This window comes from Paenibacillus macquariensis (assembly GCF_900156375.1).
GTDB classification, from domain to species: Bacteria; Bacillota; Bacilli; order Paenibacillales; family Paenibacillaceae; genus Paenibacillus_AQ; species Paenibacillus_AQ macquariensis.
In genome coordinates, this window is sequence record NZ_FTNK01000003.1 from 326,584 (window position 1) to 342,854 (window position 16,271).

Here is a 16,271-nt window from a genome sequence, read left to right on the forward strand (position 1 = left end):
AACATGCCAGAAAAAGACGAAGTGAAAATGACACCGATAGAACCACCACTATATACGCCGCCAGTCACGCAATATTATGCAGATTTTAACGAGTCGGGAAACATAACAGGGTTTTACGTCAACACTATTCATGGTGAGAATATACCCGAAGCAGCATTACCTATTACTATCGAAGAATGGCAGTTATATTCTAGCAACTCATATCTATATAAATTCGACGGCGAAGCTATTCGAGAGAAAACACCGGAAGAAATCGCAGGGGAGTACGTCGAACCCGAGCCGATTCCTAAGACGGAGGATCAACTGAGAATAGAATTGTTGGAACAAGAGAATACACTTTTAACAGCACAAAATCAAGCCATTTCTGAAAGAGCTGATTTTATAGATGAGGTTATAGCTGAAATGGCTATGATGGTATATAGGTGATAATCAACAAATTAATTGGGGTCATGTCGAAGTGAAGAGGAGGTAATGTTATGATGGCGAATTTTTTTGCACAACGTGTGATTCTAGGGAAAACGAAATTTAGTGAAATTCCTTCTTCACTTCAAACAGGAGTTCGTGAAGTTCTAATAGATAGTGGATTGGAATTTTTAATCGATGCTGAATAGTAGGACGAAACTACGCAATTGTGCACTATCACAACGCCACACAGGCGTATTTTTTTTGCCCCCGAACCCTCGGGGGCTATTTTTTTATATCAAAATAGGAGGAGATGGGACATGGATAGAGTAGATTTGCTGTTAAAGTGGGGCATCGCCCTTTTAGGATCAGCAGCCACTTACCTGGTAGGAGAATGGTCTGAACTGATTTCATTTTTTCTACTTGCGATTGTAATCGATTATTTAACAGGGATAGTTGCTTCGCTGAAAGTCGGTAACGGCCTTAGCAGCAACGTTGGGTTTTGGGGATTGGCTAAAAAGGGCCTCATGATTCTTGTTGTGATTCTGGCACACCGATTAGACGAGTTATTTGGGACCGATGTCATTATGGTGGGTTCGATTTATTTTTATTTGACGAATGAACTGATTTCAGTGACTGAGAATTATGGAAGGATGGGACTGCCCCTACCGAATAAGATTAAAGATATTATTTCTATTCTCAAACAAAAGGGTGGCGATCAATCATGAATCCATTTGAATCTTACAGACTAACAAGTCCATTCGGTATGCGTATGCATCCTGTATATCAAATTCTAAAGTTCCACAAAGGCGTTGATCTTGTAAGGACACCCTCTATGGCTCCGATCAATGCATTTGTAGCTGGTGAAGTTATTCATGCGAAAGAGGGAATGAAAGGTTCAGGATTCGGAGGTTACGGTATCGTGGTCGCAATCAAGGATAACAAAGGTTATCTTCATTGTTATGCTCATTTGTCTGCTGTTTTGGTAAAGGTAGGGGATATGGTGAAAAGAGGACAAAAGGTGGGTCTTCAAGGGAGTACAGGAGTGTCCACAGGTGCACATCTTCATTATGAGATTCGTAAAGCTTACTCCCCCTCATATGGTTATACGGAGACGGAAATTGGTGTGGTTGAGCCTACGAAATACTTGCAAGACTTTTATTCCAATGAGGAGATATCAAACCTAAATAAAAAAGACGCCAATGCCATCATTGATAAATATCTTAAGCCAGCTTGGGGGAATGCCAAGACACCAGCAGATAAACAGGAGATTGGTAGACTGGCTGATGAATTACGGGTGGCTTCAGGACAAATGAAACAGAATGGATAGGAAATTAACAACGCAATCAATTTGTCCTATCGTGGACTATTATCACAATTGCAACATATTTATTCTCAAGGGGGTCTTGACCGTTAAGCAAGTTATGAAGCCCTCAAAGGTATTGTAAATCACTTCATTCTGCTGATTTGAAAAGGAGTAGTGATAACTTATGGTGAATCAGAATCTAAATGATGTCTTATCTTTTGCTACGCTGTTATCCGTATTTGTAATGGCGGTTGTTCAACTGGTCAAAATCACGATAAATCTACCTAAGAATATTGTTCCTTTAGTTGGGGTGCTCATTGGCTTACTGTTGGGATTAGCTTTTTACCCATTTACGGATTTGCAGACAGTAGAAAGGTTGTGGGGCGGAGGGCTGGCAGGGTTATCAGCTACAGGATTATTCGAGTTAGCATTTAATAAACGAACTGGTAATACGATAGTGAATTCAGATAATAGCAAAGACAATAAGACTAATGATAAGAAGTAATCGATTTGTATCGAAGTAAATAAGCAACGAGCGTCTTTATTCAGCCCCCGTGCATCGGCAAGGGGGTCTTTTTTTGCGTTTACAGCATCTTACATAACTACGAGTTCCATTTCCAAATTACTTCTGATATACTGTAACCAGTAATTCACAAATACGAATGATGAGGTAACCACGACGCCCATGAAGTAAACCATCTATTTCTCTCAATAAACTGCATGTAACTGAAACAGGCAGTCTCTACGGTGTGTAGGGGTGAGGATAGGTGTGTCCAAATTAGGGTGTATCGTTACAAATGGGCTAAGTGGCCTCTTTGACGGTTTCTCTCTGTTTAAGTCATCTTATCGATAACCTTTCACCGTAGGCCTATGCCTGCGGTTTTTTTGTACATTTAGAAAGGATGATGGTAGACGATGAATATCGTACGTGGTAGAAATTTGGCTAAAGAATGGCAGGGGAAAGTCTGTTTTGAACAAGTGGACATTGACATATATGAAGGAGAACGACTAGCGCTATTTGGGAGCAACGGTGTTGGCAAAACAACACTTCTTGAAATATTAGCAGGTGAGGAAGAACCCACGGAAGGGACAATTGAACGTGGACTCCCTCGATCGCAATGGGGTTTTATGAAACAAACCTCGGAGGGCTTATTAAGAATGACTACGCTGGAAGCGGCGCAGTATGATAGCACCGAGTTATATCAGATCAAGTGTCATATGAAGCGATTAGAAGAGGAACTTGGTCACCGTGCGAATAGAATGGATTCTAATCAATCTTTGTTAGAAGAGTATGGCGATTGGTTGGAACGTTATGAACAAATGGATGGGTTCAAATGGGAAGTGGATGTGGAGAAGATTCTAAATGTACTTCACATTGGTGCTGAGTTATGGGGAATTCCATTCTCTCAATTAAGTGGTGGGCAGAAAACAAGAGTACGTCTCGCATCCTTACTTGTTCATCGTCCTAAATTTCTAGTACTGGATGAACCGACTAATCATTTGGATGAGTCCAGTATATTATGGTTAGAGAATTGGTTGACCCACTATGAGGGGACCGTATTATTTGTTTCTCATGATAGAACCTTCCTAGATCACGTAGCTACGGGGGTGTGCGAGCTTACGAATCAAGGGCTGAAGAAATATAACGGCGGTTATCTTGACTATCGTCGGGAGAAAGACCGAGAGATCCGTGAACAAGAGTCGTTGTATAAGCAACAACAGCTGGCTAGGAAAGCGCTAGAAGAGTCGATACGCAGATACCAGGAATGGTTCAATAAAGCAGATCAAGCAGCTTCCAAGCAAGATATGCCAAGTGCCACGAGCTTCTATAAATCGAAGGCCAAGAAGAATATATCCCGTTATCATGCGAAGCAAAAGGAAATGGAAAGATTGGATGCACAGAGTGTACAGAAGCCCCGTAATGCACCGGGTGTAAAAATGCAGTTGGAGGCAGAGGGTTTTGCAGCGCGTAATCTGGTGGAATTGAAGAAAGTCACTTTTGGGTTTACGGAACAGAAGCCTTTATTTGATAAGTTGGACCTTGTTATTTCACGAGGTGATCGCCTTGCGGTTCGCGGACCGAATGGTATGGGGAAATCCACGTTGTTACAACTGATGATGAACAAGCTTATCCCTCAAGCGGGTGAGGTACGAGCGCATCCAAGATTGAAGATTGGTTATTTCTCTCAAGAGCTGGAAGGGCTGAACATGGAGCAGACCTTGTTAGATAGCCTCCTTTGTTTGCCTGATATGACGGAGACCTACGCACGAACTATCCTTGGATGTTTTCTGTTTTCTCGTGAGAATGTATTCAAAAGAATTGGGGATCTGAGCATGGGAGAAAGATGTAGAGCCGCTTTCCTACAGCTCTATTTCAGCGGAGCCAATCTACTTGTTCTGGATGAACCGACCAATTATCTTGATATTGCTACTCAGGAAGTCATTGAAGAAGCACTTCAGTCTTACTCCGGTGCATTTGTCGTCGTCTCACATGATCGGATGTTAGTACGTAAGTTGGCCAATCGTTTGCTAACCTTCTCAGAGGCGCATAAACCTCGGCTGTTCGAAGGAACAGTAGAGGAGGAAGAAGAGTATATCCAGAGGCGGGAAAGAGTGGGAACAAGCGGTGATTCATCACAAGATAATCAAAGAATGGCGTTAGAATGGACACTTACAAGATTGCTTAGTGATGAAGGCGGAACGGAGATGGAGGAAATAGAACGTCTACAAGAAATTCGAATGCTTCAAAAAGCAATTAAAGAGTCTTTAAATAAGTTAAGATAAATTACTCAGCGTAATTGTTGTTACTTAGCGCGGCAGTAACTTCAAATATAAGAATCCATAAGTTTCACTTGATACGTTACTTCTTATATTACGAAGGGATGAATACCTGTTCTAGATGGATGGTGTATCCGTCTCTTCTTGCCAGTAGGCACAATTATGCTATAATTGGTGTATAGAGTGTTATGAATGAAATGCCATGATGGAGTAGAGTAAGCAGTGCCTCTTTACAGGGAGGAAACGTATGTTTGATTGAGAGCGTTTCTACAGAAATAGGCTGTTGAAGTTCCCTCCGGAGCAGTTCCTTGAACTTGTCGTATCCTGATCTAGTCTGGATGTATAGCGATGACAGTAGAGGGTACCGGTTCACGATCCGTTACATCGTTTAAAGTGAGAATGTTGTGTTCAAGTGACATAATTTCTAACAAGGGTGGTACCACGGTCTTTTCGTCCCTTTTTTCGGGAGGAAGGGCCTTTTTTGTTTAAAATCTAACGTACATTTATGGATTAAGGGGGCTTGAATGGCTATGAAAGAGAGATTGGAAGCATTGAAGAATGAGGCTCTGGCTCAGTTGCAAGAGGTGGACAGTCCGGAGACGCTGAATGATCTACGTGTGAAGTATTTGGGTAAGAAGGGCGCATTGACTGAGATTCTACGTGGCATGGGTTCATTGAGCGCTGAGGAAAGACCAGTCATAGGTCAAGTGGGAAATGAAGTGCGTGCAGCGATCGAGAGTGTGATCGAAGTGAAACAAAATGCTTTTCAAAAAGCAGAGACTGAGAAACGTCTACAAGCTGAGAAAGTGGATGTTACATTGCCTGGACGTCCGATGTCACAAGGGGGCGTTCATCCCTTAAACAAGGTCATTCAAGATATTGAAGAAGTATTCATTGGTATGGGATATAACATCTCGGAAGGTCCTGAAGTGGAGACGGATTATTATAACTTTGAGGCACTTAATTTACCTAAGGATCATCCAGCTCGCGATATGCAGGATACCTTTTATATTACAGAAGAATTGTTAATGCGCACACAGACGTCACCCGTGCAAATGCGTACGATGCAGAGCATGGATGGTGAATCTCCTGTCAAAATAATCTGCCCAGGTAAAGTATACCGCCGTGATGATGATGATGCGACGCATTCCTTCCAGTTCAATCAGATCGAAGGTCTTGTGATCGGTGAGAACATTCGTATGAGCGATCTTAAGGGAACGTTACAGCAGTTCGTTCAAGAAATGTTCGGAGCCAATACACAAATTCGTCTTCGCCCAAGTTTCTTCCCGTTCACAGAGCCTAGTGCAGAAGTAGATGTTACGTGTGTGAAGTGTGGAGGCAGTGGGTGCCGTATGTGTAAACAAACGGGATGGCTAGAGATTCTAGGCTGCGGAATGGTTCATCCGAAGGTATTGGAAGCGGGCGGTTATGATTCGGAGAAATTCACAGGATTCGCATTTGGTATGGGCGTAGAACGTATTGCGATTCTTAAATATGGTATTGACGATATTCGTCATTTCTACAATAGTGATATGGCTTTCTTGAAGCAGTTCTCACGGATTTAAATTTCGAAAAAGAGGAAGGGGATCGTCATGAAGGTATCAACAGAATGGCTGAAGGATTACGTTACATTAGAGAACGTAGTTGCTGAGGATTTAGCGGAGCAAATTACACGTGCAGGTATTGAAATAGATGAGGTTGAGAACCGCAATAAAGGCGTGGATAAGATCGTTGTTGGTTATGTTGTCAGTAAAGAGAAGCACCCGGACGCTGACAAATTGAATATCTGTATCGTAAATGCAGGATTAGAAGAAGAATTGCAGATCGTCTGTGGAGCGAAGAATGTGGATGCTGGTCAGAAAGTTCCAGTAGCGCTTATTGGTGCTACAATGCCTGATGGTATGCAGATTAAGAAAGCGAAACTTCGTGGCGTATTATCTCAGGGTATGATCTGTTCTGCTAAAGAACTAGGATTGAATGAGAAATTACTTCCTAAAGCGCAACAAGAAGGTATCTTTGTCCTTCCGGAATCCGTAGAGATTGGTACACCTATTAGTCATGTACTTGGTTTAAATGATAAAGTGCTTGATTTCGATTTGACACCTAATCGTTCCGATTGTCTTAGTATGCGCGGTGCGGCATATGAAGTTGGCGCAATCCTAGGTCGTGAAGTGAACATACCAGATCCACTAGACCAACTTATTGAAGTAAGTGATACTGCTGCAGAACATATTTCGGTTCAGATTAGTACACCGGAATACTGTAGCCATTATGCTGCTCGTTATATTACTGGAGTTACGATCACATCGTCTCCGCAATGGATGCAGAATCGCTTGATGGCAGCGGGTGTACGTCCGATCAACAACATCGTAGATATCACGAACTATGTGATGTTGGAATATGGTCAGCCTCTTCATGCTTTTGATGCGGATAAGCTGAACAAGGGTGCTATTGATGTTCGTTTTGCTAAAGATGGAGAGACATTGATTACTTTGGATGGGCAAGAGCGTAAGCTGGAGCCTCATATGCTACTTATTACGGACGGAGTGAAACCTGTAGCCCTTGCTGGTGTGATGGGTGGAGCTAACTCAGAAGTAACAGAGCAAACAGTGAATATTCTATTGGAATCGGCTCATTTTGACGGGGCAATTGTACGTAAAACGTCTCGCCAGTTAGGTCTTCGTTCTGAAGCGAGTCTACGATTTGAGAAAGAAGTCGATCGTGGTGCAGTTATTCCTGCATTGAACAGAGCCGCTTCTTTGATCGCTAGTCATGCAGAGGGCAGTGTACATCATGGTATTGTTGAATCCATCGTTGCACCTGCTAAAGAGGTAACGATTGCATTGCGCCTTGAGAAGTTGAATGGTGTCTTGGGTACGGACCTCTCTATGCTTGAAGTGAAAACAATATTTGCTCGCTTGAATTTCGATTGTGCGGATACGGCTCAGGGAATTATCGAAGTAAGAGTTCCAACGCGTCGCGGTGATATTACAACGGACGTTGATCTTATGGAAGAAATTGCTCGCCTATATGGGTACGATAACATTCCAACGACTCCGATTGAAGGACCAACGACTCCTGGGGCATATACGAAACCTCAAGCCTTACGTCGTGAATTACGGAGATTGTTAACTCACGGAGGATGGCAGGAGTTAATTAGTTATTCATTTACACATCCCGATCAAGCAGCAGTGTTTCCATCATTAACAATGGGTAGTAAGCCAGTTAAGCTATCCATGCCAATGAGTGAGGAACGTAGTGTACTGCGTACCAGTATTATTCCTCAGATGTTGGATGCGGCAACGTACAACGTGAACCGCAAACATCCTGACCTAGCATTGTTTGAAGTAGGTCATGTCTTCTTTACGGAAGAAGAACAATTGACTGTACAACCGAAGGAAATACCGGTCTTGTCATTATTGCTTAGTGGTAATAAGGGACAGAAACAGTGGAACGTTACTCCGGTGCAAGTTGATTTCTTTGATCTCAAAGGGACGCTTGAGTCATTGTTCAATCACCTTGGCTTACAGGATTCAGTAACCTATGTTGCGAATCAACCAGAAGGATACCATCCTGGTCGTTCGGCTTCTATTTACTTAGACAATGGATCAGGCATTAAAGTGTTATTGGGTACACTTGGTCAAGTTCATCCTCAATTGCAAATTGATCGAGATCTGGAAGATGTCTATGTTGCGGAATTATTGCTACAACCATTATTTGATAACACGGATTATGAGTTGAAATATCGTGATTTACCACGTTATCCAGCTGTTGAACGTGATATTGCAGTTGTGGTAGACCAGAGCACAGAAGCCGGAGCATTACTTGCTAAGATTAGTGAAGTTGCGGGCGAATTGTTACAGACCGTACAGGTATTTGATGTGTACACGGGAAGTAAACTAGGTGACAATAAGAAGAGCGTAGCTATATCACTTTTATACCGTCATCAGGAACGAACATTAACGGATGAAGAGATAACGACGGTGCATGGAACTGTTGTAACGGCATTGGAACAAACTTTTGAAGCGGAATTAAGAAAATAGCAGGAATTGAACATAGTCACATCGAATCCATAGACTTAATGATTCGATGTGACCTTTTTAGGAATAAGCAACATCTAAATTATGGATATGATGATTGTGAATCAGACAACTAAGAGCTAACACATATGAAGGAGGGAACAACAGTGAATATACCCGATCGTAATCGCGTCACCGTGGAAATCTACGGGACTTCTTATAAACTTGTCGGAAGCAGTTCTGACTATATGAAAAAAATTGCTCAATACGTTGATGAACGAATGAATGCCGTATCTAAGAATCATACTAGGCTCGATACACCCAAGATCGCGGTTCTCGCTGCTGTCCATATGGCTGAGGAAGCTATTCAGACTCAGGAAGTTCGTAATGAACTAAAGATGCTTACCGGGGAACGTAGCGAACTGAAAGCTGAGATCTTGAAGCTGATAGACAACCGTACGGAACAGACGGAGAAGTTGTTGAAGCAACAAGAGGAATCTGCAGTTGTTGTTAAAGAGAAAGAAGAACTGCAAGCGGAACTTCATCGAGTACAAGCTGAATTACAACAACAATTAGAGAATAATCAATCTTTGCTTGATAAGGAAATTGTCAAGAATAAGCAAGTAACGCAGAATCAAGCTGATCAAGAGCAGAAGCATAAACAGTCTGTTCTAGAGTTAGATAAACAACTTGTTGATCTGCGAAATAGTAACAATCAAGGGCAGATGAAATTGCGTGGAATTGAGAAGGAATTAAAGACTGCACAAGAAGCTCACACACAATTGAATGAACAATATAAGCAGTCGGTACAAAGAGAACAGACGGCTAAGGCTGAACTGCAATCTCTTCACACACAGGTTACGAAATTACAGAATGAATCGAACCAAATCAAGGATAGTCTAGCTAAGTCCGAGACGGCCCGTCAATTGTTACAGAAGTCTCTTGAAGAGAGCGATGCTACTGCCCGCAAACTTGAAGGTGAAGTGAACAAGCTATTGGCAGAAACGAAGTCTTGGAAGATGCTTGCTGACAAGAGAATGGAAGAAATTTCTGATTTGGAACGAACCATATTAGAAGGAACTGAACAGAATGAGACACTCGAATCTGGCATGAAGTCTCTTCATGATGAACTAAGCGTACTGAAGGAGCAAGCTGAGCTGGAAGAGAAAAAAACAGTACGAAGAGGTACAAGTGGTTTATCGTGAAACGGTGAGACGTGATGAGGATGCAAGAATAGAGAATCTATTGTTGCTAGAAGAGAAAGAAGAGAATGAACGATTATTGAAAGAGTTACAAGATAAGATAATAGAGATTTCTTCTCGTGAATCCGAGAATCAGGTCTTATTAGAAGCTACTCATGATGAACTAAGCGTACTGAAGGAGCAAGCTGAGCTGGAAATGAATATACGCCAGAGTCTTGAGAGTGATTTACTCAATATCCAGCAACAGTACGAAGAGGTACAAGTGGTTTATCGTGAAACGGTGAGACGTGATGAGGATGCAAGAGTAGAGAATCTGTTGTTGCTAGAAGAGAAAGAAGAGAATGAACGACTCTTGAACGAGTTACAAGATAAGTTAGTAGAAGTGGCATCTCGTGAATCCGAAAATCAGGTCTTGCTAGAGACTCTTGAACACTCATTGAAGGAATGGACCGAGCGGTATAATGAACTTGAGAGTAAGCAATCTTCATGGGGAATTGAGGAACAGAAACTTCAGGCAGAGTTAGATATTTGGCAACAGGAGATTGCGGTGACAGAACAGCAACGTGAAGAGTTACGTGGTGAAAAGGAGACTGTCTCTCGAGAGTTACTTGAGATTGGAGAGTCCTTCGAACTTGTAGCACATCAATATCGTCTTCTACAGGTGGAACATGACATGCAATTGGAACAGACGAAGGAACTTAAGGAAGAACATCGGAAGCTCAGCGAGGAATACGGAAAGTTACAAAGTGAATATAATGAGTGGATTGAACTAATCGAACAAGATAAAGGTTAAACATAAGAATGATCGCCCCACTTCTATGGAAGTGAGGCGATCAAAGTGTTTTATTCTACAATTATCTTGGAGATCATACCCGAGTGGCCAGCGCCACAGAATACAGAACACATGATTTCGTATTCACCCGGTTTGTCTGCCGTAATGACTTTGGAAGGATGTTTCTTATCCAGTTGAATCTCTAGTCCAGGGATCAGAACACCGTGATTGCCTGATACATTCTCAAATACAATCTTAACGGTTTCACCTTTTTTAATGTGGTACTCCTTTTGGTCAAACGTATAGTTTGAGGCTTTAATGACGATTTCCTCGCTTGGAGCTACTCCGGTATCTGAAACCCCACTATTGGAAGAATTCGCTGAGGAATTGTCTCCTCCACATGCAGATAAGGTCATTATTAGCATGCAACTTATGATTAATACAAGTACTTTTTTCATATTTCACTCTCCCGTTGGCATGATAATGTGACAAATATAGTAATATCATACCTTATAGAAAATGTGTTTGCACATGATGATTTGAAATATTCGTGAACAAAATATGATTTGTTTAAGGTAAAATAAATCGCTAATTCCAATGAATATTGGCCACAGGAAAGCCCCTGTTCCATGGAACAGGGGCTTGTCTGTGAAGTGGGTACTAAGTGTTACTGTCCAAGCTCGATTTAACGATGTTCACGAGCTGCATCATAGGGTGTTGCCACCGGTATGAAGAGGTCAATAATTCCAATGACCAGTGCTGCTAGCAGAGCGCCAAGCATAGTTACGCTGACCCCACTGACAATGAACTGGGCAATGTAAATCACTAATGCGCTCACTAAAAAGCCGACAATGCCTCGACCGAAAGGATTTATTCGTTTACCGAATATGCCCTCAACAACCCAACTAATCAAGGCAATGACTAGAGCGAGTATAAGAGCGCTCCAGAATCCACCGACGGAAAACTGTGGCACGATCCAACCAACAACCATTAACACCAGTGCTGCTACAATGAATCTAACGACATGACCCAGGAAGTGCATGCAATTGGCCTCCTTTACACATGAATAATGTGTTATGCAAGAGTTATTGTATTCAATTATCAGGAAACTATGTATGGAAGTTCAAAATAGCGAATTTGGGTTGGTTTCGTTATAATAAAGTCAAGGTTGAAAGGAGTAGTGAATTATCTTGGACGACAAAATTTTGCATACTTTAGAATATCGCAAGATTTTAAATAAATGTTCCGGCTATACCCAGACAAGTATGGGGAAACAGGCAGCAGAACAACTTAAACCGGTTACGGATTTAGAGTCCGTCAAACAACTATTGAATGTTACAAATGAGGCTTATACAGTAGATCGATTAAAGGGGACGCCTCCTTTTGGAGGAATAACAGATATCTCTGCAGCTACAAAGAGAGCACAGATCGGTGGGACATTAAATCCACATGAATTGCTGGCTATAAGTAATACTATTTATGGATCTAGACGCATCAAACGATTCATTGCTAACATTCATGAGGATGAAGAAGTTAAGATTCTATTCACGTTAAGTGAAGGGATTTCTGAACAGAAGGTTCTCGAGGATGCGATTAAATCTTGTATAGATGAAACTGCTGAGGTTATGGATTCGGCAAGTTCAGAACTTGCACAGGTTCGCAGAGAACTTAGAACTGGGGAAGTTCGTATTCGCGAAAAGCTGGATTCAATGATTCGCTCTTCTACCGTCTCTAAGATGCTTCAGGATCAATTGGTTACTATTCGTGGAGATCGTTTCGTTATCCCGGTGAAGGCAGAACATCGTTCTTATTTCGGTGGTATCGTTCATGATCAATCCGGTTCTGGTGCAACACTGTTTATTGAACCAGAGGTCATCGTAACGATGAATAATAAATTGCGGGAATTACGGATGAGAGAAGAACGTGAAATTGAAGTTATTTTACAGAAATTAACGGCTCTTGTTGGTGATGAAGCAGAAATGTTGCTTATAGATGTTGGTGTGGTCGGCGATCTTGATTTCATATTTGCGAAAGCGCGATTAGCACATGTGATGAAAGCATCAATGCCACAAATAAATGATGTTGGATTTCTAAAGCTGAAGAAAGGACGGCATCCGCTAATTCCATTGGAACAGGTTGTTCCCATTGATGTGGAGTTGGGCAAGTCGCATACTTCCATTATCGTAACTGGTCCGAATACGGGAGGTAAGACGGTTACGCTGAAGACGATAGGACTTCTTTGTCTCATGGCGATGTCAGGATTCTTCGTTCCGGCTGAAGAGGGTAGCGAACTAAGTGTGTTTGACGCCATATTTGCGGATATCGGGGATGAACAAAGTATTGAACAAAACCTCAGTACTTTCTCGAGTCATATGACGAATATTATACGAATATTAAAGCAAATGACGCCTAAAAGTCTTATCCTTCTGGATGAAGTAGGGGCTGGTACAGATCCTGCGGAAGGGTCTGCATTAGCGATATCTATTCTGGAGCACATTCACCGTACGAACTGCCGCATGGTGGCAACGACACATTATAGTGAGTTAAAAGCTTATGCATATGAACGTCAAGGTATTATAAATGCGAGTATGGAATTTGATGTGAACACTTTGAGTCCTACGTATCGTCTATTGATCGGTGTTCCGGGAAGAAGTAATGCGTTTGCTATCGGAGAGCGATTAGGATTACAGAAAAGTATATTAGATTTTGCTCGTGGTGAAGTGAAAGAGGAAGATATGCGCGTAGAGCATATGATAGCTTCTCTTGAGGACAATCGCCTCCGTGCTGAGAGTGAGCGTAAACAAGCTGAACAGCTCCGTATGGAGATGGAGGCACTACGAACTCAGCATCAACGAGAGTTAGAGAAGTTGGATGAACAACGTGACAAGCTTTTGGAAAAAGCAGAGCTCAACGCACAAGAAGTGATCAACAAAGCTCGCGCTGAAGCAGAACGAATTATTTCTGAACTACGCGATCTTGCAATGACTGAAGGCGCATCGGTGAAAGAACACAAGTTAATTGCGGCACGTAAACAACTTGAAGAAGCTGAGCCGAAGCAACGTAAGAAAACCCCGACCAAGAATCAAGTTAAAGTTCGTACGATTGAACCTGGCGATGAGGTAAGATTATACAGTCTGAACCAAAAAGGTCATGTTGTAGAACTTACAGGTAATAAAGAAGCGATGGTACAGTTAGGTATTATGAAAATGAAGGTTAGCTTAGATGATTTGGAACTCTTAAATGCGAACCAATCAGATAAACCTCAAAAGACGAAGAGTGTTACAATGGTTAAACGAACGCGAGATGACAATATTCGTCGTGAACTAGATCTGCGTGGTGCGAACCTCGAAGAAGCGTTGATGGAAGTTGATCGATTCATTGATGAAGCATTCTTGAGCAATTTAGGTCAGGTAAGTATTATCCACGGTAAGGGAACTGGGATTCTTCGAACGGGAATGCAGGAGTACCTTCGTAAGCACAGACATGTTAAAAGTTATCGGTTGGGTAATTATGGCGAAGGTGGAAATGGTGTTACCGTCGCTGAATTGCATTAAGTATGTATAAGTTCGTTTAAGTTCAGTTGTAAGGAGTGTCATCCCTATGAAAAACTTGATACGTATATTATTTGTTGCTGCAGTTATGTTTATAGTGGCAGGGATTGTTTATTTGAAGAATAGCTAGGAGGAAGGTTTCATGGAAACAACAGTATGCCCATGGTGTCAGACAGAAATTGTATGGGATGAAGAACTAGGTCCTGAAGAAGAATGCCCGCATTGTCAGAATGAGCTAAATGAATATCGTACACTCAACATTGGGCTCGAGGAAGACGAGGAAGAACTTGAACCTGAAGTCATTACATCTCATGAAGAAGATGAGTTATCGATTACTCCATTCTGGGAAAGGGACGTTACTCGTGCCACTCCAACCATTCGAGCGCTTGATAAGTATGAAACAAGTCATGATTTGATGAATTACGAAGTAATGGTTGAGAAAGTATTGGATGAACAGGAAGAAGTTCCTGAATGTCCTCATTGTCATGAATACATGTTGTTAGCAGGACAACAAGTAACCGATACTGGGTTCCAACCTACTGTAGTTAAAGCGCTACAGTCCCCAATTCTAAGTACGCCATTCACAGTGGATGTGTACATTTGCACAGGGTGCTTCCACGTTCAGACAACACTTTCTGAGGAAGATCGTTTAAGACTTGTGCAAGGATTGAGTAAATAATTGATTACGATATAGAATCTTAGCACTTGAACTAATTGTTAATAGCTAGCTAATACCCATATCCTTTGGCGAAATGCCTAAGGGTATGGGTATTTTTATTTTGATAGACAGAAGTACTACGAATGTTGTCAGTCATAAGAACAATGAGTGATTGTCACATAGAAATAAACGGTGTGGAGATACTATGATTGTCAAAATAACCTTACCCAGGAGGGATAGAAGATATGCAATCCACGCATATGCAACCTTTAACGACCAAAGAGCTTGCCTACATCTCTGATTCTATTACCAATGAAAATTTATTGATCAAGCAATGTGCAGCGACGGCGGCAACGACACAGAATACGATCATTCAACAAGCATGTTTATCCTATATTCGAAGCTTGGATAGTCATCTTGACCAACTTGTACAATCTTTAGAAGCGCACCAACAATTAGCACCAGCACAAATTCAATAGAAAGAATGTAGCAATTATAGAGGAGGATGCTAACGTGACAACCCAGAATGATTCCTCATTTATGCCGGAGAAGGATCTGTTATATACGATTGTGGCCGATTTGAAAAGAACCTCTAGAGAATATTTGACAGCAGCGACAGAATCCAATTGTTCGTCTGTACGCCAGATGTTTACGGATTTGACGAATGATACGTTGCGATTACAGGGAGAAGTGTTTACCTTGATGCAGCAGCAAACTCAGTATTCGCTACCTAGCCAAGCACCACGATCGGAATTAGACAAGCATGTCCAAGCGTCTAAAAAGACGCAACAAGAATCTCGTCAATTCGTGAGTGAAAAAACAGGAGATGATATACAAAATGGATATATTCCTAAAACGGAACAGCAACAATCGCAGTCGGGAAGCACACAATATATGTAATCGATTGGAATACGTATATTTTATATGAATTAACTGTCTCATGAGGCTTCGAGCCAAGTGAGACGGTTTTTTTCTATGCATAGACCTCAAAATATTGTAGTATATGTATTAATCTCTTTTACGCGGGTATGACATTTATTATTATCAGTGCCCACGAAAAGCAAGCACTGGAGGATAACTTATGAAGGAACTAAACGATCTTAAAATGAAGGTATTGGACCTTTTGAAAGAGGATGCCAGAAGGACACCGGCTTTACTGTCTACTCTTCTTGGTGTTAGCGAAGATGAAGTTACAACGGCCATAGCTGAACTTGAAAGTGACCATGTAATTGTGAAATACTCTGCCGTGGTGAATTGGAGCAAGATTGAAGATGAGAAAGTAACAGCCCTAATAGAGGTTCAGATTACACCGGAACGTGGGCGTGGATTTGAGGGGATTGCAGAACGCATTTATTTATATCCTCAAGTGAAATCCGTATATCTGATGTCAGGTGCATATGATTTACTTGTAGAAGTAGAAGGACAAAACTTAAGAGAAGTAGCGAACTTTGTGTCTGAGAAATTATCACCAATCGATTCTGTACTTTCAACGAAGACCAATTTTATTCTGAAGAAATATAAACAAGATGGGATTATTCTCGAGGATCACGTAGAAGATACTCGACTCTTGATCTCTCCATGAA

General features: G+C 41.7%; 17 protein-coding genes and 1 other annotated feature. Of the genes, 15 read left to right on the top strand and 2 right to left on the bottom strand.

Annotated features, from left to right (window positions below; genetic code table 11):
- The first annotated feature begins 3 nt into the window (after nt 1–3).
- The 10 genes from BW961_RS07420 to BW961_RS07460 all read left to right on the top strand — a co-directional run bounded on the left by BW961_RS07420 (nt 4) and on the right by BW961_RS07460 (nt 10,500).
- Nucleotides 4–426: a hypothetical protein gene (locus BW961_RS07420; protein ID WP_068582896.1), complete on the top strand. Its 423-nt coding sequence runs from the start codon at nt 4–6 to the stop codon at nt 424–426.
- A 50-nt stretch (nt 427–476) separates the two neighbouring features.
- Nucleotides 477–611, top strand: a complete 135-nt coding sequence (locus BW961_RS31540; protein ID WP_280175187.1) for a hypothetical protein — start codon at nt 477–479, stop codon at nt 609–611.
- A gap of 111 nt (nt 612–722) precedes the next feature.
- Nucleotides 723–1,130 (top strand): phage holin family protein, encoded by a 408-nt coding sequence (locus BW961_RS07425; protein ID WP_068582899.1) that lies wholly within the window; start codon nt 723–725, stop codon nt 1,128–1,130.
- Nucleotides 1,127–1,732, top strand: a complete 606-nt coding sequence (locus tag BW961_RS31545; protein WP_068582903.1) for a M23 family metallopeptidase — start codon at nt 1,127–1,129, stop codon at nt 1,730–1,732. Before BW961_RS07425 ends, BW961_RS31545 begins: the two co-directional genes overlap by 4 nt.
- 160 nt (nt 1,733–1,892) lie before the next feature.
- On the top strand, nt 1,893–2,213 hold the full coding sequence (locus BW961_RS07435) for a holin (protein WP_068582905.1): 321 nt from the start codon (nt 1,893–1,895) through the stop codon (nt 2,211–2,213).
- A 410-nt stretch (nt 2,214–2,623) separates the two neighbouring features.
- Nucleotides 2,624–4,492: a ribosomal protection-like ABC-F family protein gene (gene abc-f, locus BW961_RS07440; protein WP_068582908.1), complete on the top strand. Its 1,869-nt coding sequence runs from the start codon at nt 2,624–2,626 to the stop codon at nt 4,490–4,492.
- Nucleotides 4,493–4,679: 187 nt separating this feature from the next.
- Nucleotides 4,680–4,947, top strand: a binding site (T-box leader).
- Nucleotides 4,948–5,016: 69 nt separating this feature from the next.
- Nucleotides 5,017–6,051, top strand: coding sequence for a phenylalanine--tRNA ligase subunit alpha (pheS, locus tag BW961_RS07445; RefSeq protein ID WP_068583456.1), 1,035 nt, complete (start codon nt 5,017–5,019; stop codon nt 6,049–6,051).
- Between the two features lie 27 nt (nt 6,052–6,078).
- Nucleotides 6,079–8,529 carry a phenylalanine--tRNA ligase subunit beta gene (pheT, locus tag BW961_RS07450; RefSeq protein ID WP_068582911.1) on the top strand — a complete coding sequence of 817 codons (2,451 nt, stop codon included), beginning with the start codon at nt 6,079–6,081 and terminating at the stop codon, nt 8,527–8,529.
- Between the two features lie 143 nt (nt 8,530–8,672).
- Nucleotides 8,673–9,710 (top strand): cell division protein ZapA, encoded by a 1,038-nt coding sequence (locus BW961_RS07455; protein WP_076576714.1) that lies wholly within the window; start codon nt 8,673–8,675, stop codon nt 9,708–9,710.
- Nucleotides 9,697–10,500 (top strand): hypothetical protein, encoded by an 804-nt coding sequence (locus BW961_RS07460; protein WP_076576720.1) that lies wholly within the window; start codon nt 9,697–9,699, stop codon nt 10,498–10,500. The genes BW961_RS07455 and BW961_RS07460 overlap by 14 nt, the downstream gene beginning before the upstream one ends.
- A 50-nt stretch (nt 10,501–10,550) precedes the next feature.
- On the opposite strand, the gene BW961_RS07465 is transcribed toward BW961_RS07460, so the two are convergent.
- On the bottom strand, nt 10,551–10,937 hold the full coding sequence (locus BW961_RS07465; RefSeq protein WP_068582917.1) for a cupredoxin domain-containing protein: 387 nt from the start codon (nt 10,935–10,937) through the stop codon (nt 10,551–10,553).
- Nucleotides 10,938–11,164: 227 nt separating this feature from the next.
- The gene (locus BW961_RS07470) at nt 11,165–11,521 is read right to left on the bottom strand and encodes a phage holin family protein (RefSeq protein WP_068582919.1); all 357 of its coding nucleotides are present in this window, start codon (nt 11,519–11,521) and stop codon (nt 11,165–11,167) included.
- Between the two features lie 148 nt (nt 11,522–11,669).
- On the opposite strand from BW961_RS07470, the gene BW961_RS07475 reads away from it, so the two are divergent.
- The 5 genes from BW961_RS07475 (at nt 11,670) to BW961_RS07495 (ending at nt 16,270) form a co-directional block, all read left to right on the top strand.
- Nucleotides 11,670–14,033, top strand: coding sequence for an endonuclease MutS2 (locus BW961_RS07475; RefSeq protein ID WP_068582921.1), 2,364 nt, complete (start codon nt 11,670–11,672; stop codon nt 14,031–14,033).
- Nucleotides 14,034–14,172: 139 nt separating this feature from the next.
- A complete protein-coding gene (locus tag BW961_RS07480) occupies nt 14,173–14,709 on the top strand; it encodes a hypothetical protein (RefSeq protein WP_068582923.1) in 537 nt (178 codons plus the stop codon).
- A gap of 224 nt (nt 14,710–14,933) precedes the next feature.
- Nucleotides 14,934–15,167: a hypothetical protein gene (locus BW961_RS07485; RefSeq protein WP_068582924.1), complete on the top strand. Its 234-nt coding sequence runs from the start codon at nt 14,934–14,936 to the stop codon at nt 15,165–15,167.
- 34 nt (nt 15,168–15,201) lie between these two features.
- Complete coding sequence (locus BW961_RS07490; RefSeq protein WP_068582927.1) at nt 15,202–15,588, top strand: spore coat protein; 387 nt, start codon at nt 15,202–15,204, stop codon at nt 15,586–15,588.
- Between the two features lie 181 nt (nt 15,589–15,769).
- Complete coding sequence (locus tag BW961_RS07495) at nt 15,770–16,270, top strand: Lrp/AsnC family transcriptional regulator (RefSeq protein WP_068582930.1); 501 nt, start codon at nt 15,770–15,772, stop codon at nt 16,268–16,270.
- Nucleotide 16,271: the final 1 nt, after the last annotated feature.

What these genes read in the sequence shown, in the direction of transcription:
- BW961_RS07420 (WP_068582896.1), top strand. Translation starts at nt 4, where the DNA reads ATGCCAGAAAAAGACGAAGTGAAAATGACACCGATAGAACCACCACTA.
- BW961_RS31540 (WP_280175187.1), top strand. Translation starts at nt 477, where the DNA reads ATGATGGCGAATTTTTTTGCACAACGTGTGATTCTAGGGAAAACGAAA.
- BW961_RS07425 (WP_068582899.1), top strand. Translation starts at nt 723, where the DNA reads ATGGATAGAGTAGATTTGCTGTTAAAGTGGGGCATCGCCCTTTTAGGA.
- BW961_RS31545 (WP_068582903.1), top strand. Translation starts at nt 1,127, where the DNA reads ATGAATCCATTTGAATCTTACAGACTAACAAGTCCATTCGGTATGCGT.
- BW961_RS07435 (WP_068582905.1), top strand. Translation starts at nt 1,893, where the DNA reads ATGGTGAATCAGAATCTAAATGATGTCTTATCTTTTGCTACGCTGTTA.
- abc-f (WP_068582908.1), top strand. Translation starts at nt 2,624, where the DNA reads ATGAATATCGTACGTGGTAGAAATTTGGCTAAAGAATGGCAGGGGAAA.
- pheS (WP_068583456.1), top strand. Translation starts at nt 5,017, where the DNA reads ATGAAAGAGAGATTGGAAGCATTGAAGAATGAGGCTCTGGCTCAGTTG.
- pheT (WP_068582911.1), top strand. Translation starts at nt 6,079, where the DNA reads ATGAAGGTATCAACAGAATGGCTGAAGGATTACGTTACATTAGAGAAC.
- BW961_RS07465 (WP_068582917.1), bottom strand. Translation starts at nt 10,937, where the DNA reads ATGAAAAAAGTACTTGTATTAATCATAAGTTGCATGCTAATAATGACC.
- BW961_RS07470 (WP_068582919.1), bottom strand. Translation starts at nt 11,521, where the DNA reads ATGCACTTCCTGGGTCATGTCGTTAGATTCATTGTAGCAGCACTGGTG.
- BW961_RS07480 (WP_068582923.1), top strand. Translation starts at nt 14,173, where the DNA reads ATGGAAACAACAGTATGCCCATGGTGTCAGACAGAAATTGTATGGGAT.
- BW961_RS07485 (WP_068582924.1), top strand. Translation starts at nt 14,934, where the DNA reads ATGCAATCCACGCATATGCAACCTTTAACGACCAAAGAGCTTGCCTAC.
- BW961_RS07495 (WP_068582930.1), top strand. Translation starts at nt 15,770, where the DNA reads ATGAAGGAACTAAACGATCTTAAAATGAAGGTATTGGACCTTTTGAAA.